The sequence below is a fragment of the Pseudomonas sp. FW300-N2A2 genome (assembly GCF_017351735.1).
GTDB lineage: Bacteria > Pseudomonadota > Gammaproteobacteria > Pseudomonadales > Pseudomonadaceae > Aquipseudomonas > Aquipseudomonas migulae.
In genome coordinates, this window is record NZ_JACNDU010000002.1 from 226,731 (window position 1) to 253,236 (window position 26,506).

The 26,506-nt window shown below is 60.6% G+C and carries 25 protein-coding genes; 20 read left to right on the forward strand and 5 right to left on the reverse strand.

Annotated elements, in window-relative coordinates:
• The 14 genes from waaC to J4E42_RS04655 all read left to right on the forward strand — a co-directional run bounded on the left by waaC (position 1) and on the right by J4E42_RS04655 (position 14,792).
• Positions 1-1,062, forward strand: a complete 1,062-nt coding sequence (waaC, locus tag J4E42_RS04590; RefSeq protein WP_008027853.1) for a lipopolysaccharide heptosyltransferase I — start codon at positions 1-3, stop codon at positions 1,060-1,062.
• Positions 1,062-2,186 (forward strand): glycosyltransferase family 4 protein, encoded by a 1,125-nt coding sequence (locus tag J4E42_RS04595; protein ID WP_008027854.1) that lies wholly within the window; start codon positions 1,062-1,064, stop codon positions 2,184-2,186. The genes waaC and J4E42_RS04595 overlap by 1 nt, the downstream gene beginning before the upstream one ends.
• Positions 2,183-2,989, forward strand: coding sequence for a lipopolysaccharide core heptose(I) kinase RfaP (gene rfaP, locus J4E42_RS04600; protein WP_008040354.1), 807 nt, complete (start codon positions 2,183-2,185; stop codon positions 2,987-2,989). The genes J4E42_RS04595 and rfaP overlap by 4 nt, the downstream gene beginning before the upstream one ends.
• Positions 2,989-3,723, forward strand: coding sequence for a lipopolysaccharide kinase InaA family protein (locus tag J4E42_RS04605; RefSeq protein WP_008040356.1), 735 nt, complete (start codon positions 2,989-2,991; stop codon positions 3,721-3,723). Before rfaP ends, J4E42_RS04605 begins: the two co-directional genes overlap by 1 nt.
• On the forward strand, positions 3,720-4,472 hold the full coding sequence (locus J4E42_RS04610; RefSeq protein ID WP_008040359.1) for a lipopolysaccharide kinase InaA family protein: 753 nt from the start codon (positions 3,720-3,722) through the stop codon (positions 4,470-4,472). Before J4E42_RS04605 ends, J4E42_RS04610 begins: the two co-directional genes overlap by 4 nt.
• Positions 4,472-5,923 carry a lipopolysaccharide kinase InaA family protein gene (locus J4E42_RS04615; RefSeq protein WP_207284713.1) on the forward strand — a complete coding sequence of 484 codons (1,452 nt, stop codon included), beginning with the start codon at positions 4,472-4,474 and terminating at the stop codon, positions 5,921-5,923. The genes J4E42_RS04610 and J4E42_RS04615 overlap by 1 nt, the downstream gene beginning before the upstream one ends.
• Before the next feature lie 237 nt (positions 5,924-6,160).
• Positions 6,161-6,496 carry a YceK/YidQ family lipoprotein gene (locus J4E42_RS04620; protein WP_192226902.1) on the forward strand — a complete coding sequence of 112 codons (336 nt, stop codon included), beginning with the start codon at positions 6,161-6,163 and terminating at the stop codon, positions 6,494-6,496.
• A 174-nt stretch (positions 6,497-6,670) separates the two neighbouring features.
• Positions 6,671-8,428: a carbamoyltransferase gene (locus J4E42_RS04625; protein ID WP_008027860.1), complete on the forward strand. Its 1,758-nt coding sequence runs from the start codon at positions 6,671-6,673 to the stop codon at positions 8,426-8,428.
• Positions 8,412-9,542, forward strand: a complete 1,131-nt coding sequence (locus J4E42_RS04630; RefSeq protein ID WP_008040363.1) for a glycosyltransferase — start codon at positions 8,412-8,414, stop codon at positions 9,540-9,542. Before J4E42_RS04625 ends, J4E42_RS04630 begins: the two co-directional genes overlap by 17 nt.
• On the forward strand, positions 9,542-10,438 hold the full coding sequence (locus J4E42_RS04635) for an antimicrobial resistance protein Mig-14 (RefSeq protein ID WP_008040364.1): 897 nt from the start codon (positions 9,542-9,544) through the stop codon (positions 10,436-10,438). Before J4E42_RS04630 ends, J4E42_RS04635 begins: the two co-directional genes overlap by 1 nt.
• An 8-nt stretch (positions 10,439-10,446) precedes the next feature.
• Positions 10,447-11,877, forward strand: a complete 1,431-nt coding sequence (locus tag J4E42_RS04640; protein WP_192226905.1) for a PIG-L deacetylase family protein — start codon at positions 10,447-10,449, stop codon at positions 11,875-11,877.
• A complete protein-coding gene (locus tag J4E42_RS04645) occupies positions 11,874-12,830 on the forward strand; it encodes a glycosyltransferase (protein WP_008027864.1) in 957 nt (318 codons plus the stop codon). The genes J4E42_RS04640 and J4E42_RS04645 overlap by 4 nt, the downstream gene beginning before the upstream one ends.
• Positions 12,831-12,868: 38 nt before the next feature.
• On the forward strand, positions 12,869-13,636 hold the full coding sequence (locus J4E42_RS04650) for a hypothetical protein (protein WP_008040375.1): 768 nt from the start codon (positions 12,869-12,871) through the stop codon (positions 13,634-13,636).
• 4 nt (positions 13,637-13,640) lie between these two features.
• Positions 13,641-14,792: an O-antigen ligase gene (locus J4E42_RS04655; RefSeq protein ID WP_008040383.1), complete on the forward strand. Its 1,152-nt coding sequence runs from the start codon at positions 13,641-13,643 to the stop codon at positions 14,790-14,792.
• A gap of 42 nt (positions 14,793-14,834) precedes the next feature.
• Here J4E42_RS04655 and J4E42_RS04660 read toward each other — a convergent pair whose 3' ends face one another.
• Complete coding sequence (locus J4E42_RS04660; protein WP_008040384.1) at positions 14,835-15,476, reverse strand: hypothetical protein; 642 nt, start codon at positions 15,474-15,476, stop codon at positions 14,835-14,837.
• Between the two features lie 115 nt (positions 15,477-15,591).
• Between J4E42_RS04660 and msbA the strand changes: the two genes are divergently transcribed.
• The 4 genes from msbA (at position 15,592) to hldE (ending at position 20,406) form a co-directional block, all read left to right on the forward strand.
• Positions 15,592-17,391 (forward strand): lipid A export permease/ATP-binding protein MsbA, encoded by a 1,800-nt coding sequence (gene msbA / locus J4E42_RS04665; RefSeq protein WP_008040387.1) that lies wholly within the window; start codon positions 15,592-15,594, stop codon positions 17,389-17,391.
• A gap of 185 nt (positions 17,392-17,576) precedes the next feature.
• Positions 17,577-18,281: a sulfotransferase family 2 domain-containing protein gene (locus J4E42_RS04670; protein ID WP_008040389.1), complete on the forward strand. Its 705-nt coding sequence runs from the start codon at positions 17,577-17,579 to the stop codon at positions 18,279-18,281.
• Positions 18,274-18,879, forward strand: coding sequence for an adenylyl-sulfate kinase (gene cysC, locus J4E42_RS04675; protein ID WP_192226909.1), 606 nt, complete (start codon positions 18,274-18,276; stop codon positions 18,877-18,879). Before J4E42_RS04670 ends, cysC begins: the two co-directional genes overlap by 8 nt.
• 102 nt (positions 18,880-18,981) lie before the next feature.
• Positions 18,982-20,406 carry a bifunctional D-glycero-beta-D-manno-heptose-7-phosphate kinase/D-glycero-beta-D-manno-heptose 1-phosphate adenylyltransferase HldE gene (gene hldE / locus J4E42_RS04680; RefSeq protein ID WP_008040393.1) on the forward strand — a complete coding sequence of 475 codons (1,425 nt, stop codon included), beginning with the start codon at positions 18,982-18,984 and terminating at the stop codon, positions 20,404-20,406.
• A 137-nt stretch (positions 20,407-20,543) separates the two neighbouring features.
• On the opposite strand, the gene J4E42_RS04685 is transcribed toward hldE, so the two are convergent.
• From J4E42_RS04685 to J4E42_RS04700, 4 genes are all read right to left on the reverse strand, one after another.
• On the reverse strand, positions 20,544-21,512 hold the full coding sequence (locus tag J4E42_RS04685) for a hypothetical protein (protein ID WP_008040396.1): 969 nt from the start codon (positions 21,510-21,512) through the stop codon (positions 20,544-20,546).
• A gap of 33 nt (positions 21,513-21,545) precedes the next feature.
• Positions 21,546-22,358, reverse strand: coding sequence for an aldo/keto reductase (locus J4E42_RS04690; protein ID WP_008027882.1), 813 nt, complete (start codon positions 22,356-22,358; stop codon positions 21,546-21,548).
• Positions 22,355-23,530, reverse strand: a complete 1,176-nt coding sequence (locus tag J4E42_RS04695; RefSeq protein WP_207284714.1) for an FAD-binding oxidoreductase — start codon at positions 23,528-23,530, stop codon at positions 22,355-22,357. Before J4E42_RS04695 ends, J4E42_RS04690 begins: the two co-directional genes overlap by 4 nt.
• Positions 23,531-23,732: 202 nt before the next feature.
• On the reverse strand, positions 23,733-24,065 hold the full coding sequence (locus J4E42_RS04700; RefSeq protein ID WP_008027887.1) for a multidrug efflux SMR transporter: 333 nt from the start codon (positions 24,063-24,065) through the stop codon (positions 23,733-23,735).
• Positions 24,066-24,167: 102 nt separating this feature from the next.
• On the opposite strand from J4E42_RS04700, the gene J4E42_RS04705 reads away from it, so the two are divergent.
• Both J4E42_RS04705 and waaA read left to right on the forward strand, forming a co-directional pair.
• Positions 24,168-25,088, forward strand: coding sequence for a LysR family transcriptional regulator (locus J4E42_RS04705; RefSeq protein WP_008040402.1), 921 nt, complete (start codon positions 24,168-24,170; stop codon positions 25,086-25,088).
• Positions 25,081-26,358 (forward strand): lipid IV(A) 3-deoxy-D-manno-octulosonic acid transferase, encoded by a 1,278-nt coding sequence (gene waaA / locus J4E42_RS04710; protein ID WP_207284715.1) that lies wholly within the window; start codon positions 25,081-25,083, stop codon positions 26,356-26,358. Before J4E42_RS04705 ends, waaA begins: the two co-directional genes overlap by 8 nt.
• Positions 26,359-26,506: the final 148 nt, after the last annotated feature.

Genomic DNA, 26,506 nt, shown 5'->3' on the forward strand with positions numbered 1-26,506 from the left:
TTGCGGGTTCTGCTGATCAAGACTTCTTCGCTGGGCGACGTGATTCATGCGTTGCCGGCGTTGACCGACGCATCCCGGGCGATTCCCGGCATCACGTTCGACTGGGTGGTGGAAGAAGGTTTCGCCGAGATCCCGACCTGGCACCCGGCCGTGGGCAAGGTGATTCCGGTGGCGATCCGTCGCTGGCGCAAGAACATCTGGCAAACCATCAAGAGTGGCGAGTGGAAGCGCTTCAAGCAAAGCGTTCGCGCCACGAAATATGATCTGGTGATTGACGCGCAAGGCCTGTTGAAAAGCGCGTTGTTGACCCGCTACGTCAAGGCGCCGGTGGCGGGCCTGGATAAAGGATCTGCGCGCGAGCCGATTGCTGCGCGCTTCTATGATCGGCGGCTGGCGGTTGCCCGTGGCCAACACGCGGTGGAGCGAGTGCGTCAATTGTTCGCCATCGCCCTGGGTTACGACTTGCCAAAAGGTCTGGGCGATTACGGCCTGAACGTCGAGCGCCTGGTGGAATTGCCGCGCAAGAATCCTTACGTGCTGTTCCTGCACGGCACCACCTGGGACACCAAACACTGGCCTGAAGCCTATTGGCGCGAACTGGCCGAGCGCGTTGGCTATCTGGGCGTCGGCGTGAAGCTGGCGTGGGGCAATCCGGCCGAGAAGGCCCGGGCTGAACGCATCGCCAAAGACATGCGCCACGTCGAAGTGCTGCCCAAGCTGAACCTGGCGGGCATCGGCAAAGTGCTGGCCGGCGCGCAAGCGTGCGTGGCGGTGGACACCGGTCTTGGTCACCTTGCGGCCGCACTCGATGTGCCAACGCTGTCGCTGTTCGGTCCGACCAACCCCGGCCTGACCGGCGCGTATGGCAAGGCACAGATTCACATGGCCAGCGATTTCCCCTGCGCACCCTGCCTGCAAAAGAAATGCACCTATCAACCGACGGCCGAAGATGCCCGCCGGTTTGACCTGAAACGCGAGTCGCCGCTGTGCTTCACGCGTTTGAATCCCGAGCGTGTCGCGACCCGACTGAGCACGTTGTTACTGGCTGAGGAGCTGCGCTGATGCAATTGGCATTCGTCTTGTACAAGTACTTTCCGTTCGGGGGCTTGCAGCGCGATTTCATGCGCATTGCCCTGGAATGCCAGCAGCGCGGTCATCAGATTCGTGTCTACACGCTGATCTGGGAGGGCGACATCCCGCCGGGTTTCGAAGTGCTGGTGGCGCCGGTCAAGGCGTTCTTCAATCATCGTCGCAACGAGAAACTCAGCGAGTGGATGGAGGCCGATCTGGCCAAGCGTCCGGTGGACCGTCTGATCGGTTTCAACAAAATGCCAGGCCTGGACGTCTACTACGCCGCCGATGGCTGCTTCGAAGACAAGGCGCAGAACCTGCGTAACTCGCTGTACCGTCGTTGGGGCCGCTACCGGCACTTCGCCGAGTACGAGCGCGCGGTGTTCGCCAAGGACGCCAAGACTGAAGTACTGATGATCTCCGAAGTCCAGCAACCACTGTTCATCAAACATTACGACACGCCGCTGGAACGCTTCCATTTGTTGCCGCCGGGCATTTCTCAGGACCGTCGTGCGCCACCGAATGCGGCTGAGATTCGTGCCGGGTTCCGTCGTGAATTCAACTTGCAGGACGACGAGTTGTTGCTGGTGCAGATCGGCTCCGGGTTCAAGACCAAGGGCGTGGATCGCAGCCTCAAGGCACTGGCCGCATTGCCCGCTGACCTGAAGAAACGCACCCGGCTGTTTGTAATTGGCCAGGATGACCCCAAGTTATTCCAGGTGCAGAGCGCCACCTTGGGACTCGGTGATAACGTGACGTTCCTCAAGGGGCGCAGCGATATCCCGCGTTTTCTGCTGGGTGCCGACCTGTTGATCCACCCGGCGTACAACGAAAACACCGGGACCGTGTTGCTCGAAGCCCTGGTGGCCGGGTTGCCGGTACTGGTCAGCGCCGTGTGCGGTTACGCTCATTACATCGCCGAGGCCGACGCCGGCCTGGTGCTGGATGAACCCTTCGATCAGGCGCAACTGACGCAATACCTGACCAGCATGTTGAACGACGCTCAAGCACGGGCGGCCTGGAGCCGCAATGGTCTGGCCTTCGCCGAGACGGCCGACCTCTACAGCATGCCGCAACACGCGGCCGATGTGATTCTGGCGGAGCACGCTAAATGAAGTTGATGCTGGCTGAACCGTTCAAGAGCCTTTGGGCCGGGCGCGACCCGTTCGCCGAAGTCGAAGGCTTGCAGGGCGAGGTTTATCGCGAGCTGGAAGCGCGCCGGACCTTGCGCACCGAAGTGAACGGCCATGGTTTTTTCGTGAAGATCCACCGTGGCATTGGCTGGGGCGAGATCTTCAAGAACCTGCTGACCGCCAAACTGCCGGTGCTCGGTGCGGGCCAGGAGTGGAAAGCCATTCAGCGCCTGCAGGAAGTCGGTGTGCCGACCATGACCGCTGTCGCCTACGGTGAAAAGGGCAGCAACCCGGCGGACCAGCATTCGTTCATCGTTACCGAAGAGCTGGCGCCGACCGTCAGCCTCGAAGATTTCAGTATCGACTGGGTCAAGCAACCGCCGGAGCCCAAACTCAAGCGCGCGCTGATCGCCGAAGTCGCGCGCATGACCGGCATGATGCACCGCGCCGGGGTCAACCATCGCGACTGCTACATCTGCCACTTCCTGTTGCACACCGATAAACCGGTGACCGCCGACGATTTCAAGCTCTCGGTGATCGACCTGCACCGCGCCCAGACCCGCCCGACGATTACCCAGCGCTGGCGTAACAAGGATCTGGCGGCGCTGTACTTCTCGGCCCTGGACATCGGCTTGACCCAGCGCGACAAATTGCGTTTCCTCAAGGGCTACTTCCAGCAACCGCTGCGCCAGGTTCTGTCGGAAGAAGCGGGGCTGCTCGCCTGGCTGGAAGGCAAGGCCAACAAACTCTACGACCGTAAACAGCGATACGGGGATGCGCTCTGATGTCGGGCTGGAAACTGGAACCTGCTTATAGCGAGCTGGCAGAAGATTTCGGCAGCCTTGAAGCGGTGTTTGCGCTTAAGGGCGAGCGACTGACTCACGACCCATTGTCCGAAGTCATCCGCGTCAATCGCAATGGCGTCAACTATTACGTCAAGCGTTACGTCGGCGCGGGCAAGGGCTTGCGCCGTTATCTGGGCAAGCCGCGGGTGAAAATGGAGTGGCAGAACCTCAAGCGCTTCGCCAAATGGGGCATTCCCACTGCTGAAGTGGTGGCCTGGGGCCTGGAGCGGCGCGGTGCGGCGTACGCTCGCGGGGCGATGATTACCCTTGAACTGCCGCAAACCGTGGACCTGTCCATCCTGGCTGAACGGCATGATCCAAAACTGGCGGATCGCGCCTGGGTCGATCATGTCAGTCGGCAATTGGCCGGTTACACCCGGACCATGCACGACCACCGCTTCACCCATAACGATCTGAAGTGGCGCAACCTGTTGATCGACGACCAGGCCCGGCTGTTCCTGATCGATTGCCCCAACGGTAATTTCTGGCGCGGCTTCTGGCTCAAGTACCGTATCACCAAGGATCTGGCGTGCCTGGACAAGGTCGCCAAGTATCAGCTGTCGGCGACTCAACGCCTGCGCTTTTACCTGCAATACAGCCAACGGACACGACTCAATGCCGCCGACAAAAAACGGATCCGGCACGTGGTTAGATTTTTCGAGGGGCGCGAATGACTGATTTTCTGGCTGCTGAAGACCGTGCGCTACTGGAGCGCCACGGCCTCGGCAACTTCGATGCGCTTTGGGCCAGGCAGCTTGATGCTGTGGATGAGCCCAACACCGTGCGCGGTGGCTGGAGCAGCGTGTTTCGGCTGGATCTTGAAGGTCACGGCTTCTACCTCAAGCGGCAAAGCAACTACCAGATGCGCACGTTGCATGCGCCGTTTGGCGAACCCAGTTTTGCCCGGGAATTTCGCAACATCAGTCGTTATGAAAAGCTTGGCATTCCGGCGCTGAAAGCGGCGTTCTTCGGTGAGCGCAAAGTCGAGGGCGAAGTCCGGGCGATTCTGCTGACCCGTGCGCTGGACGGTTGGGATGACCTGGATTCGCTGCTGCAGCGTTGGTCGGAGTTAAGTGGCGCGCAGCACTCGGCGATTTTGCAGGCGTGTGGCGAGCTGGCTCGGCGCCTGCACGCGGCGCGTCAGGTTCATGGCTGCTTCTATCCCAAACACATTTTTCTGCGGGCCACGGGCGACGGTTACCAGGCTCAATTGATCGACCTGGAGAAAACCCGGCCGCTGCTGTGGGGTCGACGTGACCGGGTCAAGGATCTGGAACCGTTGACGCGGCGGGCGCCCGAGTGGAGCGATGCGCAGGTACGTGAATTGCTGGCCGCTTACCTGGATCAATCGCAGGACAGTTCGCTGATCGACAGCTGGCTGGCGCGACTGACCGCGCGGCGCAGCCACAAGGAGGCGCGCTGATGCGTTTGTCCGAACTGAAAAACACCGGCCGTAGCCCGGCTCTGCCGCTGAGCGTTTCACTGGCCGATGCCGCCGGTCCTGCCGAGTTGCAATTGTTGAGTCTGTTGCGGGTGTTGCCGGGCCAGCGTTATGTCGGCGCCGGTGTCTGGCGTGGCCGTCCGGTGCTGGCCAAGTTGTTGGTCGGCACCAAGGCGGCCCGGCATTTTCAGCGAGAACTGGACGGTGTGCGCTTGCTCGCCGCTCAAGGTCTGACCACGCCGCAGCTGCTGGCCGACGGCTTGAAGGACGGCGAGGGCGGCTGGCTGCTGTTCGATTTCCTTGAAGGCGCCGAGAGCCTGGGGGATACCTGGAAACAGGTCGAGCACTTGCCGGTGCTCGCGGATGGGCAAGGGGCCGTGTTGGCCGAGGCGTTGGGCGCGATCGGCCAGATGCACCGCAAAGGGCTGTGGCAGGAAGACCTGCACCTGGACAACCTGCTGCGCCAGGGCGGTCGACTGTATCTGATCGACGGCGCGGGGATCTGCAGCGAAACCCCCGGCCAGCCATTGTCGCGGCAGAAGGTCCTGGAAAATCTCGGGGTGTTTTTCGCCCAGTTGCCCAAGGCGCTGGAGCCTTTCACCGAAGAATTGCTGGTCTATTACCTGCTGAGCAATGGCGAGCATGCCTTGCCCATGGAAGCGTTGCAGAAACAGATCGACAAGGTCCGCAGCTGGCGCCTCAAGGACTTCCTGATCAAGGTCGGACGCGAATGCACGCTGTTCAGTGTGCAGCGCGGGGCCTTCGGGTTGCGGGCGATTCGCCGCGAGGAAGAAACAGCGATGTTGCCGGTGCTGGAGCAGGCCGATGCATTGCTCGATCAGGGCCATCTGTACAAGACCGGCGGCGCGGCGAGTGTCGGAAAAGTCGCGGTGGACGGTCGGACGCTGGTAATCAAGCGCTACAACATCAAAGGCTTTGCCCACTGGCTCAAGCGCTTCTGGCGCCCGAGCCGTGCCTGGAACTCATGGCGCGAAGGCAATCGGCTGGCATTCCTTGGTATTGCCACGCCGAAACCGCTGGCCGTGCTGGAAAAACGTTTTCTCTGGTTGCGCAGCCGGGCGTATCTGGTGACCGAGCATTTGGCGGGGCCGGACATCATCGAGCGGTTTGCGCCGTACGTTGAAAGCGGTGAAGCGCCCGAGGCAGAGCTGGTGGCACTGGATCAGTTGTTTGCAGAGCTGATTCGCGAGCGGATCAGCCATGGCGACTTCAAGGGCCACAACCTGTTCTGGCAGGAAGATCGCTGGGCACTGATCGATCTGGACGCGATGCGTCAGCACGGCTCGCTCGCCAGCTTCGCCCCGGCGTATGCGCGGGACCGGGCGCGGTTCATGCGCAATTGGCCTGAGAGCAGCGCGCTGTATCAGGTTATCGATCAGCGGCTGCCCAAAGAAATCGCCAGCGCTGCCTGAATCGGACCTTCGGTCCTATCGTCGGAACGCCGCCCGGAGCCGGCTCGCTCCCACATTGGATTTGTGTTCACAGTAAATCAATTGTGGGAGCGAGCCTGCTCGCGATGGGGCCGGCACAGCCACCGGAGATCAGGCGGACAAGTTCTTATGAAATGTCCTACATGATCCCCAGACCCCATGAACTGTGCCCTGAATAGCCGCAATGCTAGTTTGCCTGACGTTCATGGAGGGCAAATCTTGACGATTAAAACGGCTGTTCTGCTCGGCACATTCTCACTGGCGCTATCTGGCTGCGGCACCGCCGTCACCGTCCTGCAAAATGACGAAGACGCGGCGCGTGACCTGCGCAAACAAAAAACCTACTGCCAGTCCATCCCGCGAATCTACAGCGGGATGGCCTACGATTTTTGTGTGCTGAATGCACCGCCGGACCCCACGGGTTTTCTTGTACCACTGGTTTTGCTGGACCTGGCGTTGTCCGGTGCACTGGACACCGTTGCCTTGCCGTACACGATTTACCGGCAGGGGGCCGATGGCAATCTCAGGATTTACTGGCGGCCGGGTCGCGGATGATCCTGGCCATGCGTCCTGGCCTTGGGTCATGTTTACGCCGCTGATAACCGTAGGGTCATTCCCGGCATGTTTACGCTATAATCCCGCCCTTTAGCTGTCTCTCGCCCCTTGCGAGGGCACATTAATTTTTGAGGCGCGTTGCGCCTGCATGCAGACTAAAGAGGCTAGACCCCTGTGGCATTGACGATTCTTGGCCTGTCCGGCGCCCTTAGCCATGATCCTTCCGCAGCCTTGTACATCGACGGCAAGCTGGTCGCGGCGGCTGAAGAAGAGCGCTTTGTGCGCGATAAACATGCAAAGAACCGCATGCCATACGAATCGGCGAAGTTCTGCCTCGAGCAGGCGGGCATCAAGCCGTCCGACGTTGACGTGGTTGCGATTCCGTTCGCACCGATCAGCCTGTTCGGCAAGGCGCGCTGGCACTACGCCAAGCGTTACTGGTACGCCCCGGACCGCGCCCTCGACGCGATCCTGATGGGCAACCGTCGCTACAAGCGATATCGCAACAAGATCGTCTGGTGCCTGGAGCAACTGGGCTTCGACCCGAAGAAAATCAAGATCGAGCCCGTCGAGCATCACCTGGCTCACGCTTCCAGCGCTTACCACTGCTCCGGTTTCAAAGAGAAAACCGCGATCCTCGGCATCGACGGCAAGGGTGAGTACGCCACGACCTTCTTCGGTTACGGCGAAAACGGCAAGATCCACAAGATCAAGGAATTCTTCGATCCGGACTCCCTGGGCGGCCTGTACGGTGCGATCACTGAGTTCCTCGGTTTCGAGATGCTCGACGGCGAGTTCAAGGTCATGGGCATGGCGCCGTACGGCGACGCCAGCAAGTACGACTTCTCCCGCCTGGCCTCGTTCGAGAACGGCGAGCTGGTGATCAACACCGACTACGCCAACGTCATCGGCCTGCGCCGTTATAAAGAGAAGGGCAAGGGTTTCTACTTCTCGCCGAAGCTGATCGAGTGGCTGGGTCCCAAGCGCGAAGGCGACATCGCCGACGAGCCGTACATCCACTACGCCGCGAGCATGCAAGCGCTGTTCGAGAAACTGGCGTTGCAGATGATCGACCACTACCTGGGCGACGTGCTCAAGGAAACCGGCAAGCTGGCCTTCGCCGGCGGCTGTGCGTTGAACGTCAAGCTCAACCAGAAAATCATCGCCCGTGACGACGTCAAAGAGCTGTTCGTACAGCCTGCATCCGGCGATGCCGGCACCGCGGTCGGCGCGGCGGCTTACGTGTCTCACGCACGTGGCGTGCCGGTCGAGAAGATGGAACACGTCTACCTCGGCCCGTCGTACAGCAACGAAGACGTGCTGGCAGCATGCGCCCGTCACCCGAGCAAGCCGGTATGGCGCAAGCTCGAGAACATGCCGGAAAACATTGCCAAAATCATGGTCGATGGCAACCCGGTTGCGTGGTTCCAGGGTCGCATGGAGTTCGGTCCGCGTGCCTTGGGCGGTCGTTCGATCATCGGTTGCCCGAGTGCGACCGGCGTGGCTGACCGCATCAACCACCAGATCAAGTTCCGCGAGCGCTGGAGGCCTTTCTGCCCGTCGATGCTCGACACCGTCGCACCGCAGATGATCAAGATCGATCACCCGGCGCCGTTCATGACCTTCACCTTCGAAGTGGCTGAAGAGTGGAAAACCCGCGTGCCGGAAGTCGTCCACGAAGACGGCACGTCCCGGGCCCAGGTGCTCAAGCGCGAATACAACCCGCGCTACTACGACATGATGAAGGCGCTGGAAGTGCTGACCGGCAACGGCGTGTCGCTGAACACGTCGCTCAACCGTCGTGGCGAGCCGATGATCTGCTCGCCGACGGATGCCCTGAACATGTTCTTCGGCTCCGACCTGCAGTATCTGATCATGGAAGACATCCTGGTGGTCAAAGAGGGCGCGGACGCATATGACACGCTCGGCTGAACGCCATGTGCTGCAGTTCTGTCACGGCTATGACGGGCCGTTTCTGGACTGCGCCCGGCAGTACGCCAGCCTGTTCGCGGGGACCGGATATCGAGTGACCACGGTGTTTCTGACCGGGGTTGCAGACAGCGAGGTTGCCGCGGGCTGTGCTTCCGATGAAGTGTTGTTCATGGAATACAGCTCCAAGGCCATTCGTGGCCTGAAGCTGGGTGCCATCGGCGATCTGCGCAAGATCGCCGCTTCGCGCAACTTCAGCTTCTGCATCGCTCATCGTTTCAAGCCGATCTACATCGCCTTGCTGGGCACTTCGTTGCCGGTCATCGGTGTGCATCATGCGTTTGATGACTACAAGCGCGGCACTCGCAAGCTCTTCGCCCATATTTTCCGCAAGCGCCTGAGCCTGCTCGGGGTTTCCGACGCGGTGCGCGATGACATGCGCGGTTGCTTGCCGAAATGGCCGGCCGGGCGGATTCAGACGCTCTATAACCGCATCGATGTGCAAACCTTGCAAGACAGCCAGGTGTCCGTTCGTGAAGCCCGGGAAACCCTGGGGTTGTCGATGGATGCCTGGGTTGTCGGCAACGTCGGGCGGCTGCATCCGGACAAGGATCAGGCCACGTTGCTGGAAGGTTTTGCGACGGCTCTGCCGGGTTTGCCGGCTAACAGCCAACTGGTCATTTTGGGTACCGGTCGGCTGGAGCAGGACCTCAAGGCCCAGGCCCGCGAGTTGGGCATTGGCGATCGCGTACTGTTCCTTGGGCAGGTGCCCGAGGCTCGGCGTTATTTCCGTGCCTTCGATGTGTTTGCCCTGAGTTCCGATCACGAGCCGTTCGGCATGGTGTTGCTGGAGGCCATGGCCGCCGGCGTGCCGTTGCTCGCCACGGCGTGTGGCGGCGCGAAGGAAGTGGTGGAAGGCGTTGGCATTCTGTTCCCGTTGGGCGATGCCGGGCACCTGGCTCAAGGGCTGCACCATCTGGCCGCAATGGATGAGCAACAACGTCGCCAGTGCGCCGAGCTGATGCTCGACCGCCTGCGTGAGCGCTTCTCCGACCGTGCAGTACGCGATGCTTTCTGGCGTTTGCCACACGTTACCGAACTGGCGCCGAGGGGCTGATGCTCAACCGACTACAAGGCTGGCGCGAGCGTGGCTGGGCGGTGGTCGATGCCTCGACATACGCCGAGGCCTGGCACCGTTACGGCGGCAGCGTCGCGACGCATCCGATGGTCGTCGAACGACTGGCTCATTTGGCCGGCATTCCCGTGCGCTATCTGGCCTGGGCGCAAAACGGTGACGTCCAGGCGGCCATCCCGACCTGGGGGCGCGACCTTGCCTTGTCCAAGGACGTGCTCAAGCGCAACGGTAAAAAAGGCCTGTTCGACCTCGGCAATGCCGAGCTCATCCTGCCGGCCGCTGCTGATACGCAAGCGCCCCTGCGCCATCGCGCTCGTTATCTGTCAGCACTGAATGAAGGCCGCTTCGCCGGCATCAGGTTGCAGACTGAACAATTGGCCATGGCCCGCACTCCGGAAGAGCTGTCGAAAAAGTTTCGCTACAACCAGCGCCGCGAATTGCGCTTGCTGGAGGAGGCGGGCGGCGTGGTGCGGCCGGTCAGCGAGTTTTCCAGCCGAGAACTGGCCGCGATTTATTGCGACCTGTTTCAGCGTCGCTGGGGCTTTGCGGCCACCGGTGCCGAGCGCATGGGTGAAGTGATCGAGTTGTTGCGTGATTTGTTGATCGGTTCGGTGATTTTCCTCAACGACGCGCCAATCGCGATTCAACTGGTCTACCGCGTTGAAGCGCCGCAATGGATCAGTGTCGAGTACATCAATGGTGGCGTGGATCCGCAAACCCGCGAATTCAGCCCTGGCAGCGTGCTGAGCTTCCTCAATACGCAAAGCGCCTGGGAGCATGCGCGAGCGCTGGACAAGCCCCTTCGCTTCTCCTTCGGTCGCGCCGATCGTGAATACAAGGATCGCTGGTGCAATCCTGTGCCAGTCTTCACCGTATGAGCCAATCCATGAGCCGTAAACAGCAATTGCTTAAGCGCCATCGGCGCCAGAAACGCATCGGCCTGCTGGTCGCGCTGGTGCTGTTGATTGCCATCGGCGTGCTGGTGGCTTGGTGGTTGCCGCTGATTCTGGCGGTCCTGGGCTGGATCGCTCACGAAGCATGGTTTGCCGACCATTTGTTTTATTCGCCCAAAGACGATTACGAGTACAGCTTTCCGCCCTATACCCAACAACCCAAGGTTCACCTGGACGGTGAGCATTTGCGGCTGGATGACGGCGTCATGCTGGTGGACGACGCGACCCTGGTGCTGGCGTTACGGATCAAAAGCACCTGGCTGGGGCGCTTTCTCGACCCGATAGTGGAATTGTCGGGTGGCGACAGTCCGGACCGGCAAGTCTTTGAGCGCGGTGTGAGCGGTCTGCGTTACCTCAACCTCAGCGGCCAGGCGCAGGTTCTGTCCAAAGGCGAGTTGCGTTTGCGCGGGCGTTTCTGCCGATTGCTCGGCGAACCGGTACTTTGGGCGTTCGAACATCCGGATTACAGCAATCGGCGGGTGATGGTGATCGCGCCCCATGCCGACGATGCCGAATTGGCCGCGTTCGGCTTGTACAGCAGTGCCAGCGAAAGCTGGATCGTGACGTTGACCGCCGGTGAAATCGAGGCCGAACACTATCAGCAGATGGGGCTCAAAGGCGTCGAAGCATCCCGCTTGAAAGGTTCGCTTCGCGCCTGGGACAGTATCAGCGTGCCATTGTGGGGTGGCGTACCTCAGGAGCGCTGTGTCCAGCTGGGCTACTTCTGTCTACAGTTGCCTGCCATGCAAAACGCGCCGGCCGAGGCCGTGTTGTCCCGCGAGGCGCAACTGGGCGATACCCGTTATTTTCGCCGATTCAATCCGTTCGCCCTGGGCAGTGATGTGGATGGCGTGCCGTCCTGGAACAACCTGCTGGCCGACCTGAAAGAGCTGATCGAGCGCATTCAGCCCCAGGTCATTGTCTTGCCGCATCCGCGCTTTGACCCGCACCCGGACCACCTGTGTTCGCAACAAGCAGTGATGCAGGCGCTGGGCGGTACAGCCTGGCAGCCCGAGACTTTGTTGCATTACGCCAATCACCTGCACGATAACGATCGCTGGCCAATGGGCGATGCCGGTGCGGGTGTGGCGATGCCTCCGCAGATCAGTGCCGAAGAGCCATTGCGCCCCTGGTCGCTTTGTCTGTCGACCGAAAAACAGTGGCACAAGGCCATGTCGTTGGGCATGATGCACGACCTTCAGCCGCGACTTCCCCTCAAGCGTTTACTCCGCCGGGCGATACAACGTTGCCTGGCTGCCAGGCAATGGCCGGCTTTCGGCGAAAACGAGTTCTTCCGTAAAGCGGTGCGACGCCATGAATTATTCTGGGTCCATGAGCTGTCGGGAAAGAGAGAGACCAATTGAAAGTTCTGTTTCTGGTGCAGAAAGAGCAGCGAGCGATCCTCGACCGGCTGTATGACGGTATCGCTGAGCAGTGCGAGTGTGACAAGCGCGAATTGACCAGTGAGGAACAGGACGACTTGCGTGGCTACTTTCGCAAGCACGTAGATGTCTCTCGCTATGACCGGATCGTGTTCTTCCTGCGCTTCAAAAAAGAAATCAGACAGGTGAGGTTCATACAGACCCTGCCCAATCTGGTTATTCTGGAACACGATGCGTACCAGAATTACATTCCGTGCAAGTACACCGGAAAGTTCAGCGCCCATTACCGCAAGTTGCCCTGGGCGCGGGTGATCAGCTCGGGTTACATGGTCAGCCAGCGCCTGTGCGATGAAGGCTTTGACGCGCATTTCGTGCCCAAGGGCTACGATCAGGCGCTGTTGCAGAACCGTCAGCGTGAACGTGACATCGAGCTGGGTTTCGTCGGCAGCCTGAACAGTGTTGCCTATGCCGGACGCAGGGCGATGCTCGAGTCCGTGGCCGAAGTCGAAAACCTGCTGATCACGCGCACCAAGTCGGGTGAGGAATACTGCGAGACGTTGAGCCGGATCCGTTATTTCGTGAGTGCCGATGTCGGCATGGGCGAATACATGATCAAGAATTTCGAGGCTATGGCCTGTGGTTGTGTGTTGTTTGCTTACGATCAGGGCGAAGAAGAGAATCGCGCACTGGGCTTTGTCGATATGCACAACATTGTGCTTTATCGAACGCGCGATGAATTGAGGGAAAAACTCGCGGTGTTGCGAGAGTCCCCGCAACTGACCGAGTCCATTTCATTGGCCGGGCAGGCTCTGGTAGAGCAGCGTTACACCTTCCGCGCCGTTGGGCATGCGATTGTCGACGCCCTGCGCGCGCCGCTACGCGAGCACGTTCCGCTGGGCTGGAAAGAAAAAATACGCTTAACGCTCGGGCTGTGAAGCCGGCGGTCAAACCACTAATGGAGCGGTGTAAATAAATGCTGTTCAGCGAGACTAGCGACATTTCGGTCGTCATCACCAGTTGCGGTCGCTTCGATCTGTTGAAGCGAACCCTGGAGACGTTTGACCGGTTCAATACGGCTCCCATCCGCAAGGTATTCATTACCGAGGACTCCGGCGACAGCGCCGTCGAGGCCTGCATTCCGGAGCACTGGCGGGCGCATACCCGGTTCTTCATCAACAATCCGCGACTGGGCCAGCTACGATCCATCGATGCGGCCTATGCCGAGGTGCAGACCTCGTGGATTTTCCACTGCGAAGATGACTGGGATTTCTACCGCGAAGGCTTTATCGAAGAGTCCCAATGCTTGCTGGAAGAAGATCCGCAAGCCTTGCAGGTGTGGCTGCGCAGCTTCAATCATGACCTCAAGGTTCACAGTCCTTATGTGTTTTTGAACGAGCGCAAAGTCAGCCACGGCATTCCTTTCTATGTGCTGGGCTCGCACAAGGCCGACTGGCAGGGCTTCTCCCTGAACCCGGGCTTGCGACGCCGTGCCGATTACCTGATTCATGCACCGTACTCCGCTTTTTCCGGAGAGAAAGACCTGTCGCGCCTGTATGCCGGCGAAAACCGCTATGCGCTGATTCTGGAGAACGACGCGGTACTGCACACCGGTTTCGGTGAGCACGTGGTGGTTCCACAGGAGCGGCAAAACAAGTTAAGGCGTAAACGTCTCGATCGAATCAAGCTGGTCGTGGCCCTGATTCTTGGTGTGGCAATAGGTTGGGTAGTCAATGGAATTTAGCGGCATGAAGCCAGGAAAAATCACCATCACGTCGTACTTCGGGGCAGCACTTTGCTTGTTCCTGTTGAGTTTTGTGGTGGGCTGGTCTTCGAAGTGGACCAACAACCTGTATTACGGCCTGATGGTTTTGCCTGGGCTGGTCTTTCTGGTCAAGGAGCGCGGGGCAGGCCTGTTCAAGCTCCCGTTGGCGCTGGGGTGGCTGGCTTTCCTGTTGTGGTTTCTGGTTCCGGCGACGATTGCCGGACATGCGCAGTTCTTCAAGCACATTTTCTATGTGCTGATGTTCGTGATGGTCGTGGGCGCCCTCACCAATCCACAGTTTTTCCGCAGCTCGGCCTTCGTTCGTGCGCAGTTCTGGGTCCTGACGTTGTACGTGTTCAGTTCGGCGATCTACGCCTGGGTGACCGGTGAGTATGCCGTCGGCATCCGTGTCGGACTGCTTCCAGGGCGTCTGGAAAATGTCATCTATGCCAGTATCTGGCTGTTCTGCGCATTGGGGCTGGCGCTGCCGATGTGGGTCAAGGAGCGGAGGCTGATCGAAGGTGGCCTGGCTGTCTTCCTGGCGGTGTTCGCCGTGGTCTTTGTCATGCAGACACGCACCGCGTTGGTGGGCGGAGCCTTCCTGCTGGGCGCCTGGCTGCTTTACGCGCTTTACAAGAAGCCGCGTCTGGTGGGCAGTGCGATGGCGGTTGGCCTGGTGATTCTCGGTCTGTTGTTCTGGATGGTGCACAACGAGCTTTGGTTCCTGTCCCTGTGGAACCGGGGTGATTCGTACCGCATCGAAATCTTCCACATCATGATCGGCGAGTGGCGCAACTGCGGTTGGGCGCTGGGCTGCGGCATCGGTTTCCATACTGAACAGTTGCTCGATGGCACGATGCCGATCCAGCATCCGCACAATATCTTCGTGGCCATGGGGCTTTACGGCGGTGCGGTGGCGTTGCTGCTGTTTGTCGGGTTGATGGTGGCTTCGCTGTGGCAAGCCTGGCGTCTGCGCGATGCGTGGGGTGTTTACCTGGCGTGTGCGTTGGTGATGCTGAACTTCGATGGAAGTTTGCTGATCGGCAACCCGGACGAGTTGTGGCCACTGGTGTTGCTGCCTTCGGCGATGATTCTCTCGCGTGTATTGAAAGCGCGACGCCAGGCACTGGCGTAATGCCTGACCTTCGCCTCCTCCCCGGAGGCGAAGGTGTCCAGATCATTTTTGCAGGGCGATGCTCAGTTCTTCCGCAGAGCAAACGCTCTGGGTCTGGCCATAATTCTGCATGAACACCTCACCGCGATCGTCGAGCAACCACTGGCGATCCTGCGGGTAACGCACCATATGCTTGAAGTTGCGCAGCCGCAGGGTCTTGCGCAGCGGACGGCGATAGACCCGCATATCGGCAATGTCGATCAAACCCAATTGATGCTCGGGCGTCAGCACGATGTTGCCCAGGTGCGCCGAGCGGAAATAGATCCCTCGCTCATGCAGGGTCGCCATGAACGCCCCCAACTGGCCGCGCAGCGGATCAGCGTCGCCTTCGTCGTCCAGCAACTGGCGCAGGGTCTGACCCGGTAACGGATCGTAGTGCACGGCATCGCGCTCGATACTCGCGATGCGGTAGACCTGACGAATCGACGGGCAGGGAATGTGCCGTTCACGCAATGCATCACAATTGTCGGCAAAACGTTTGGCGTACGGATACCAGGCGGCCGACGTCAACAGACGCTTGCGGCGGAACAGCTTGAGGATCGAGCCGTCCGTCAACCGCAGCACCTTGTCTCCCGAACCATCCGCTTCAAGGACTTGTGCACCCTCGCGCAGGGCGAGGTATCGGGTGTGGTCAAGCGCTTGCATCAATACTCCGGGGTCGACGCCGTGAGGCATGGATAGCCGGCCATATTACCGCAGCTCAGCGACTAAAATGGCCTGTGTTACACTCGCGGGCTCTTTTCTCATACAACGGGTTCTCATGACTAGCCCTGATTCGCCTGCGCCGTCGAGCTTGAAGATTTACCTGCGCCTGCTGTCGTATGTGCGCCCGTACTGGGGCCTGTTTGCCATCAGTATCATTGGCTTCGTGATTTTTGCCTCGACACAGCCGATGCTGGCCGGGATTCTCAAATACTTCGTCGACGGCTTGAGCAACCCGGAAGCGGTGCTGTTCCCGAATGTTCCCTACCTAAAAGACTTGCAGTTGCTGATGGCCGTGCCGCTGCTGATCATCCTGATCGCGGCATGGCAAGGCCTGGGGTCGTTCCTGGGCAACTATTACCTGGCCAAGGTCTCCCTCGGTCTGGTCCATGACCTGCGCGTCGAGCTGTTCAACAAATTGCTGGTTTTGCCCAACCGCTATTTCGACACCCATAACTCCGGGCACCTGATTTCGCGTATCACCTTTAACGTGACCATGGTCACCGGTGCTGCCACGGATGCCATCAAAGTGGTCATTCGCGAAGGCCTGACCGTGGTGTTCCTGTTTGCCTACCTGTTGTGGATGAACTGGCAACTGACCCTGGTGATGCTGGCGATCCTGCCGATCATCGCGATCATGGTCAGCAGCGCCAGCAAGAAATTCCGCAAGCAAAGCAAGAAGATCCAGGTGGCGATGGGCGACGTGACACACGTGGCGTCCGAAACCATTCAGGGCTATCGCGTGGTGCGCAGCTTCGGCGGTGAAAGCTATGAAGAGCGGCGCTTTGCCGAAGCCAGTCAGGGCAACACCGACAAGCAATTGCGCATGACCAAGACCGGCGCGGTCTACACGCCGATGCTGCAGTTGGTGATCTACACCGCCATGGCAGTGCTGATGTTCCTCGTGTTGTTCCTGCGCGGTGATGCCACCGCAGGTGACCTGGTGGCCTACATCACCGCCGCCGGCCTGTTGCCGAAACCGATTCGCCAGTTGTCGGAAGTCAGTTCGACCATCCAGAAAGGCGTCGCCGGTGCCGAAAGCATTTTCGAGCAACTGGACGTCGAGCCTGAGATCGACACCGGCACTGTCGAGCGCGATCGCGTCAGCGGTCACCTTGAAGTGCGTAACCTGAGCTTCACTTACCCAGGTACCGACCGTGAAGTGCTGAAGAACATCAGCTTCACCGCGGCGCCGGGGCAAATGATCGCGCTGGTGGGGCGTTCCGGCAGCGGCAAGTCGACCCTGGCCAGTCTGATTCCGCGTTTCTATCACCATGAAACCGGCGAAATCCTGCTCGATGACGTAGAAATCGAAGATTACCGTCTGCGTAATCTGCGTCGGCATGTGGCGCAAGTGACGCAGCATGTGACCCTGTTCAACGACTCCATCGCCAACAACATTGCCTACGGCGACCTTGCCGGCGCACCGCGTGAAGACATCGAAAAGGCCGCCGCGGACGCTTATGCGATGGACTTCATCTCGCAAATGCCGCAAGGCCTGGACACTCAGGTCGGCGAAAACGGCGTGTTGCTGTCCGGTGGTCAGCGTCAGCGTCTGGCGATTGCCCGGGCCTTGTTGAAGAACGCACCGTTGCTGATTCTCGACGAGGCGACCTCGGCGCTCGATACCGAATCCGAGCGGCACATTCAGGCGGCACTGGATCAGGTCATGAAAGGTCGCACCACGCTGGTGATCGCTCACCGCTTGTCGACCATCGAGAAGGCCGATCTGATCCTGGTCATGGATCATGGGGAAATTGTCGAGCGCGGCACCCACGCCCAGCTTCTGGCGCAAAACGGCTACTACTCGCGCCTGCATGCGATGGGGCTCGATGCACCGGCAGAAAACATCGCCTGACCCGACGCGAGGGTGAGCCTGGCTCACCCTCGCGCTCATCGACGTGCAATGCGTCCGGTGAATTGTATCCAGACCTTTACCTTTCTTGACCAAACCTGAATAAATCTCGGCAACGCGCTTGTTAAGGTTCCTGAACGAACTTTGACTTCAATCGAGGGGGCCATCCCCTTCGCGCGGGTGCTGCAATGTTGCAACGTTATCTCTGGAAGCTGTTGCCCAAGGCGCAACGGCAATTCTTGCTGGGGCGTCTGTCGGTCGTGGACCGTCAGGTGGTCAATCGGTCGATGTCGGCCAACCTGTGTTATCCCCAGCCTTTCACACAGCGTTCCTGTCTGTTCATTCACGTCCCCAAATGCGCCGGGAGCAGCGTCTGTGCGGCGCTGTTCGATGGCTGGAGCCCGGGGCACTTGCCCTTGTACTGGTACGAGCAGCAATTTCCCGAGCAGTTTGCCGACAGTTTCAAGTTTGCTTTTGTTCGCGATCCGCTGGAAAGGGCGTACTCGGCCTACGCTTTTCTGCGGGGCAACGAGCTGAGCCTGCGCGACCGGCCCGCGCAGAAACTGGTCAGCCACTACCGCGATTTCGACGATTTCGTCGCTCGCTGGCTGCACCCGGAAACGATCCAGCGGCAGCTGCATTTCGCTGCGCAAACGGATTTTCTCACCGATTCCTTCGGGCACCTGGCGCTGGATTTCATTGGCTATCAGGAGCATCTGGAGCGTGACTTTCAGCGCGTGTGCGAGCAGGTGGGCGACGCGGTGCCGCTGCCGCACATCAACAGCTCGCAGCAGCGGCGCACGGCGCCTGCCCGTGACTTCTGCTCGGTACGCACCCGCCGGTTGGTACGGCGGGTGTACCAGCGCGATTACGAGATGCTCGGTTATGAATGAGGCGCTGTCGATGTCAGTCCCCGGGATCAGGCCTTATGCGTTGTCGCTGTCGATCAACGATCGTGCCGCGATCAAATCGCAGCGGCCGCGCTGCCTCTGGCTGACGGGGTTGTCCGGTGCGGGCAAGTCAACGCTGGCCAATGCCCTAGAGCTACAACTCAACGAGCTCGGGCGGCATACCTTTGTGCTCGATGGTGACAATCTGCGCGCCGGTCTGTGCCGTGACCTGGGGATGGGGGCTGAGTGTCGTCGGGAAAATATCCGGCGCATGGCCGAGGTGGCGAGGCTGATGGTCGATGCCGGCCTGATCGTGATTGTTGCGGCGATTTCGCCGTTTCGGGCCGAGCGTGAAGCGGCGCGACGGCTGTTCGCCGAGGGCGATTTTATCGAGGTGTATGTGAGCACCTCGTTCGCGGTATGCGCGCAGCGCGACCCAAAAGGCTTGTATCGGGCGGCCCGGCAGGGACGGATCAAGGATTTCACGGGGATCGACAGTCCCTACGAGGCACCGTTGTGCGCCGAGTGTGAAATCGACACGCAAACGCTGGAGATGGCAGATGCTTGCCGGCGGTTATCGGGTTTATTGCTCAATAAATGAGCAATAAACCCTGCAAAATCATCCCGTTGCAGCCGCCACACAAGCCCACGCCAACCCTGTGTTAATATCCCGCCCCTGTTCATTCTGTATGTGGGTTGCTCCATGAAGTTGTCCATGCCGCGATTCGATCAAGCCCCTGTCTTGGTGGTCGGCGATGTCATGCTCGACCGTTACTGGCATGGTGGTACCTCACGGATTTCCCCTGAGGCGCCGGTACCCGTCGTCAAAGTCGAGCAAATCGAGGACCGCCCGGGCGGTGCCGCGAACGTTGCCCTGAACATTGCCGCCCTCGGCGCACCGGCCTCGCTGGTCGGCGTGACCGGCGACGATGAAGCCGCCGACAGCCTGGCCAACAGCCTCAAGGGCGCTGGCGTACGGGCGTTGTTCCAGCGCATCGCGCACCAGCCGACCATCGTCAAGCTGCGGGTCATGAGCCGTCACCAGCAACTGCTGCGTATCGACTTTGAAGAACCCTTCGCCACCGACGCGTTGGCGCTCAGCGAGCAAGTCGATGAACTGCTCGAAGGCATCAAGGTGCTGGTGCTGTCCGACTACGGCAAAGGCGCGTTGAGAAATCATCAAGTGCTGATCCAGGCCGCCCGTGCCCGTGGCATTCCGGTGCTGGCCGATCCCAAGGGCAAGGATTTCTCGATCTACCGGGGTGCGAGCCTGATCACTCCGAACCTCAGCGAGTTCGAGACCATCGTCGGCGGTTGCGCCGATGAGCATGAACTCGTGAGCAAGGGCGCGCAGCTGATGCACGACCTCGACCTCGGCGCGTTGCTGGTGACTCGCGGCGAACACGGCATGACCCTGTTGCGCCCGGATCATCCGGCGTTGCACCTGCCAGCTCGGGCCCGTGAAGTGTTCGACGTGACCGGTGCCGGCGATACGGTGATTTCCACCCTGGCGGCCGCGATTGCCGCGGGCGAGGAATTGCCTCACGCCGTGGCCCTGGCCAACCTGGCGGCAGGCATCGTTGTCGGCAAGCTCGGTACGGCGGCCATCAGTGCCCCGGAACTGCGTCGCGCCATCCAGCGTGAAGAAGGTTCCGAGCGCGGTGTGCTGGGTCTTGAGCAGTTGTTGCTGGCGGTCGACGATGCGCGTGCGCACAAAGAGAAGATCGTCTTCACCAATGGCTGCTTCGACATCCTGCACGCCGGCCACGTGACGTACCTCGAACAGGCGCGCGCTCAAGGCGATCGTCTGATCGTTGCGGTCAACGACGATGCTTCGGTCAGCCGCCTGAAAGGGCCAGGTCGTCCGATCAACAGCGTCGACCGTCGCATGGCGGTACTGGCCGGTCTTGGTGCGGTGGATTGGGTGATCAGCTTCCCTGAAGGCACCCCGGAAAACCTGTTGCGCGAGGTCAAGCCGGACGTGCTGGTCAAGGGTGGGGACTACGGGATCGACCAGGTCGTCGGTGCGGACATCGTGACGGCGTATGGCGGAACGGTAAAAGTGCTGGGGCTGGTGGAAAACAGTTCCACGACCGCGATAGTCGAAAAAATCCGCAAGTCCGAGTGATACCAAACTTTTGTAGGAGCTGGCTTGCCAGCGATGGGCTCAAGGGCGCCGCGTTTACTCAGTAGACACGCGTCATCGTTAACGACCATCGCTGGCAAGCCAGCTCCTACAGGGTTAGGTGTACGCATGCTGGGTTTTTAGGAACTGACCTTCTTGCGCGGCACGATCTTTTTCAGCAATTGCTTCGCCTTCCCGCGCAACCGCGCCAAACCGGAATCTTTCCCCGGCGGGTTCAAGCCTTGCTGGCGCACCCAATCCTTCCAGCGAATCCGCTCATCGCGCACCAGCCAGCCTTGCTGCTGGGCAAAACTCTCTGCCAGATACAAGCCGCGTGTGCTCGCCGGGTAAAGGTGATCCTTTTTCAGGGTATACAACTCGGCCATCGGCTGGCCGTCCTGCAGCGGCATCAGGTACAAGTCGGGACGCTTGCGGTCTAGCCGGGCCACCAGTTGATCGCCTTCCAGTCGTTCGTCGACATGAAACAGGCTCAGGGATTTGGCTTCCTTGGGCACGTCCAGGCGCAAGTCATAGATCAGTTGCAGCGACGCGGTCGGCAGGTGCACGTAGGCGCGCGGTCGTTCGATCAACTGCAGGTTGGCGCAGCGCACCGGCCGCGCCGAGCCGGATAGCGGCGTCAGCCGAAACGGCAACGCTTCGCGATAGTGCAGCGCAGCGGAGTAGGGCGCCGGCAGCCAGGTGTCGTTGAAGCGCCCGCCGAGCCAGCCTTCCGGCGTTTCCAGCAGGCACTCTTCGGCAATCTCCTGGATGGCGGTGTGCAGCGGCAGGTTCAGTTCGTGGGCCGGCACGTAACCGGAGATCAGCTTGAGCACCACATCGCCACGGTCTTGCCGACGCTGACGTACCAACACCCAGTAATCGCGATTCTGCCAATGCAGGGTCAGGCGCACCGAAACCCCGAGATTGGCCAACTCCACGGCGAACCGTTCGCTGTCAGCCACCGTCACCGGGCGGCGACGTTGCAACGTCTGGGAAAAATTCAGCGGCATCCCGACGCTTTGATAACTCAGGCCTTCGGGAGTCGCTTCGACGAATAACGGCAGGGTCTTGAAGTTGCTCGGGTTCTTTCTAATGAGCGTACGCGGCATGTCGGCTCCTGCTTAAGGCCGCGTGGGGCGGCATCAGTTGCTACGTAGGACCTGGGCAACGGTCGCGACGTTGTGGGCGAGGTGCAGCGGATTGATGGTCCCGACAATAGCACTGGCCACCCCCGGATGTTCAAACAACAACTCGAAACTGGCGCGCACTGGATCCACGCCTGGACTCAGGCAGACGTGACCGCTGGCGAGGGCTTTTTTGACCAGGATGGCTTTACCGTGATCAGCAGCATAGTCAATGACCGGCTTCTCGTTTCGTTCGTTCAGATTGTAGGTGACCATCGCGCAATCACCTTGTTCCAGAGCCTTCAAACCGCCTTCGACGGTTTTGCCGGAGAAACCATAGCCGCGAATCTTGCCTTCGGCCTTGAGCGCGGCGAGGGTTGCGTAGACTTCGCTGTCGTTGAGGATCGCCAGATCGTTGCCGTCGGAGTGCACCAGCACCAGATCGATAAAATCGGTTTCCAGGCGTTGCAGGCTGCGTTCCACCGAGAGCCGGGTATGCGCGGCGCTGAAATCGTGGCGGGACTGGCCGTCGGCAAACTCTTCGCCGACCTTGCTGACGATCACCCAGTCCTGGCGTTGACCGCGCAACAACGGGCCGAGTCGTTCTTCACTGCGGCCATAGGCCGGGGCGGTGTCGATCAGGTTGATGCCCAGGTCGCGCGTGAGTTTGAGCAGCATGCGCGCTTCGTCATCGTCGGGGATCTGGAAGCCGTTGGGGTATTTCACGCCTTGATCGCGACCGAGTTTGACGGTGCCCAAACCCAGGGGCGAAACCATCAGGCCGGTGCTGCCCAGCGGGCGATGCAAGTCGTGCAGGGTCGGTTGGCTCATGGCAGCAGTTGCTCCCAGGCCGGGACGCCCATCGGCGGCTTCGGCAACTCGGGCAGCGGCGCGGGATGGCTTGGCTGGATGCCGTCGCGTTGCAATGAGCTGATGACACGGTCGGCAAAGTCCGGCGCCAGCGCCAGTTTGGTCGGCCAGCCGACCAGCAAACGGCCTTCTTCGGCAAGGAAGGCGTTGTCCGGTCGCGTCAGGCCCGATTGCAGCGGCTCGGCGCGGTCAACGCGCAAGGTCGCCCATTGCGCGGTGCTCAAGTCGATCCATGGCAGCAATTGGCCGAGTTCTTTTTGCGCGGTGGCGATTTGCTCGGCCGGTTCGCGGGCAACCCCTTCGGCCTCGGCGATATCGCCACCCAGGTACCAGACCCATTGGCCATCGGCGGCCGGATGGGTGGTCACGGTGATGCGCGGCTTGGTGCCGCCCCCCAGGCAATGGGCGTACAGCGGTTTGAGGCCGGGCCCTTTGGCGATGATCATGTGCAGCGGTCGACGTTGCATGGCGGGCTTGGTCAGCCCCAGTGCTTCGAGTAGCGCTGCCGTCCCGGCACCGGTGCTCAAGATGATGCGTTGGGCGCGGATTTCACGCTCGTCGACTTTCAGGCCGACCAGAACGCCAGCGTCCAGCAACGGCTCGATCGTCTTCCCGGCGAGCAAGCCGTCACCGGCCAGGTCGGCGAGGCGCTGAATCAGGCTTGGCACGTCGATCACCAGTTCTGCCAGGCGATAGACCTTGCCCTTGAAACGTTTGTCTTGCAGGGCTGGCGGCAGTTGATCGCCCTTGACCTGATCGACACGGCCGCGCACGGCTTTGCTGGCGAAGAAGCTGGTGAGATTGCCGGCGATTGTGCCGGGGGACCAGAGGTAATGGGCTTCGGACAACAGGCGCACGCCGGACAAATCCAGTTCACCGTCACCGGCCAGGGCTTCACGCCAGCGGCGCGGCATGTCGGCGATGGCTTCCGAGGCGCCGGTCAGGGCGCCATGCAGCGCGTACTTGGCGCCGCCGTGGATGATGCCTTGGGACTTCAGGCTCTGCCCGCCACCGAGGGTGGCGCTTTCCACCAACACGGTCGAAAAACCCTGGCGGCGCAGGCGCGCGTTCAGCCAGAGGCCGGCGACACCAGCGCCGACAATCAAAACGTCGGTGGAAATAACGGATGGCATGCAGCGACCTCAGTGTTCAAGACGAGGGCGCAGTATACAGACTCGAAGAATGGAGGTTTTGCTGGCAATCAATCCATAGCCAGACACAAATCCTGTGGGAGTGAGCCTGCTCGCGATGAGGGCGGTACATTCAGCAGAGATGTTGGCTGACATACCGCAATCGCGAGCAGGCTCGCTCCTACAATGGATCGTGTTTCAGGTCTTAGTGGCCGGCGGTTTTGGAGAAGAGCTGGATGACCACAACGCCAAGCACGATGAGCGCCATCCCCAGCATCGCCGGCACATCCAGCTTCTGCCCGTAGATAAACAGCGCCGCGACGCTGACCATCACGATCCCCATGCCGGCCCACACCGCGTACGCCACACCCACCGGCACGCTGCGCACCACCAATGTCAGCATCCAGAAGGCAATGCCATAACCGACGATCACCAGAATCAGCGGCAACGGTGTGCTGAAGCCTTTGACCGCTTTCATCGAAACAGTGGCGATCACTTCGGCGCAGATGGCGATGGCCAGGTAGTAGTAAGCGGTCATGGGTGCATCCTCGTGTGAAGTGTTGCTTTATGAGGTCGGCATTTTAGGGGTTGCTCAGATGGGGTAAAGTCATTACCTATCTGTGCGGGAGATGGGTTAGCCATGAACATTCAATGGAATCTGGAGCAGTTGCGTTTGTTCGTCAGCGTTGCCGAGCAGCGATCGTTTTCCGCTGTGGCGCGGGACCAGCGCAAGGCGCAGTCGGCGGTCAGCAGTTCGATAGCGCTGTTGGAAGAAGACCTGGGTGTGAGCCTGTTCGACCGCAGCAGCGGTCGGCAGCCGAAACTCACTGAGGCCGGCAATGCGTTGCTGGATGAGGCGCGGGAAGTGCTGCGTCAATGCGAGCGCCTGAATGGCCGTGCGCTGGCAATGACGCGTGGGCAGGAAGCTCGCCTGCGCGTGGCTCAGGATGAGGCGATGCCGTATCAGCCGATCATTGAAAGTTTCGAAGCCCTGGCGGAACAGTTTCCCAGTCTTGAAGTGCAATTGACCAGCGCTGCCCAAGGCGATGTGGCGCGCAAGCTGGTGGAGCGCCGGGCCGATCTCGGTCTGTTGTTTTATCACGATCAGATTCCCGAGGCGCTCGAACGGCGAGTGCTGGGCAGCGTCGAAATGGTCACGGTATGCGGCGTCGGGCATCCATTGGCAACGCAGGCTCCGGTCGATTGTCAGCAACTGGCGCAGCATCGGCAGTTGCTGATGTCGACCCAGTCCAGTGTGTATCCCGGCAGCGAGCCGGCCAGCCCGCAGGTCTGGCGGGCCGACAGTTTCTACGTGATGGCCGAATGGCTGGTGCGTGGCCTAGGCTGGGCCTGGTTGCCACGGCACGTGGTGCAGTATCCGGCGTATCAGGGGTTGATGGTCGAACTGGCCAGCGAATGGACGCCACCGGCGCTGGTGGTGGAGTTGGTCTGGCGCCGGGATGAACCGCTCGGCCCGGCGGCCCGTTGGCTGGCGGAACGTTTTGCCGTGCACTTGCAGGCGATCGGCGAAAAAACCGATAAACTCCGCCGCCATGAATAGAACTCTCTACACCGCGCTGTTTTACCTGGGGCTGCCACTGGTAGCGATTCGGCTGTGGCTGCGCTCGCGCAAGGCACCGGCGTATGCCAAACGCATCGGCGAGCGTTTCTCGCTCGGGCTGCCGGCGATGAAGCCCGGCGGCATCTGGGTGCACGCGGTGTCCGTGGGCGAAAGCATTGCCGCAGCGCCAATGATTCGCGCATTGCTGCAACGTTATCCCGCACTGCCGATCACCGTGACCTGCATGACGCCGACGGGCTCCGAACGCATCCATGCCTTGTTCGCCAACGAGCCGCGCATTCAGCACTGCTATTTGCCTTACGACTTGCCATGCGCGGCGGCGCGGTTTCTTGATCGGGTCCGGCCAACACTGGCGGTGATCATGGAAACCGAGCTCTGGCCCAACCACATTCATCAATGCGCCAAACGCGGGATTCCTGTGGCGCTGGCCAACGCACGACTGTCCGAGCGTTCCGCCAAAGGCTATGGCCGCTTCGGTAAATTGACTCAGCCGATGCTCGCCGAAATGAGCCTGTTCGCCGTGCAGACCGAAGCCGAGGCCCAGCGCTTCCGCTATTTGGGCGCCCGTGCGGAAACGGTTGAAGTGACCGGTTCGATCAAGTTCGACCTGACCATCGACCCGCAAATGCTTCAGCGTGCGACCGAGTTGCGTGGGCAATGGCGGGCGCAGGAGCGTCCGGTGTGGATCGCCGCCAGCACTCACGACGGTGAAGACGAAGTGGTGTTGGCGGCGCATCGTCAGTTGCTTGCCGGTCATCCCGATGCGTTGCTGATTCTGGTGCCGCGTCATCCGGAGCGTTTCAACGCGGTGTTCGACCTTTGCAAGCAACAGGGCTTCGCCACGGTGCGTCGTTCCTCCGGCGAACCGGTCACCGCCGATACGTCGGTGTTGCTCGGCGACACCATGGGCGAGTTGCTGTTTTTGTATGCCCTGGCCGATAGCGCGTTTGTCGGCGGCAGTCTGGTGCCGAATGGTGGCCATAACTTGCTGGAACCCGCCGCGCTGGCGAAACCGGTGCTCAGTGGGCCGCACCTGTTCAACTTCCTCGAAATCGCCGCGCAGTTGCGCAGCGCCGGGGCGTTGCAGGAAGTGGAAGATGCCGAGGGTTTGGCGCTGGCGGTGCAGCGGTTGTTCGAATTGCCGCGCGATGCGCAGCGAATGGCAGACGCGGGGCTGAAAGTGATGCGTACCAATCAGGGCGCGTTGCAGCGGTTACTGGATGGGTTGGATCGATTGATCAATCGCTGACCTGTAGGAGCCAGGCTTGCCGGCGAAGGCTTCCTTGAAATCGCCTTCGCCGGCAAGCCTGGCTCCTACGGGTTTTGCGTGAACCTAGAAGCTCCGTCATCCCCGACTCTGTAGGAGCCAGCTTGCTGGCGATGGCGTCTTCGGAATC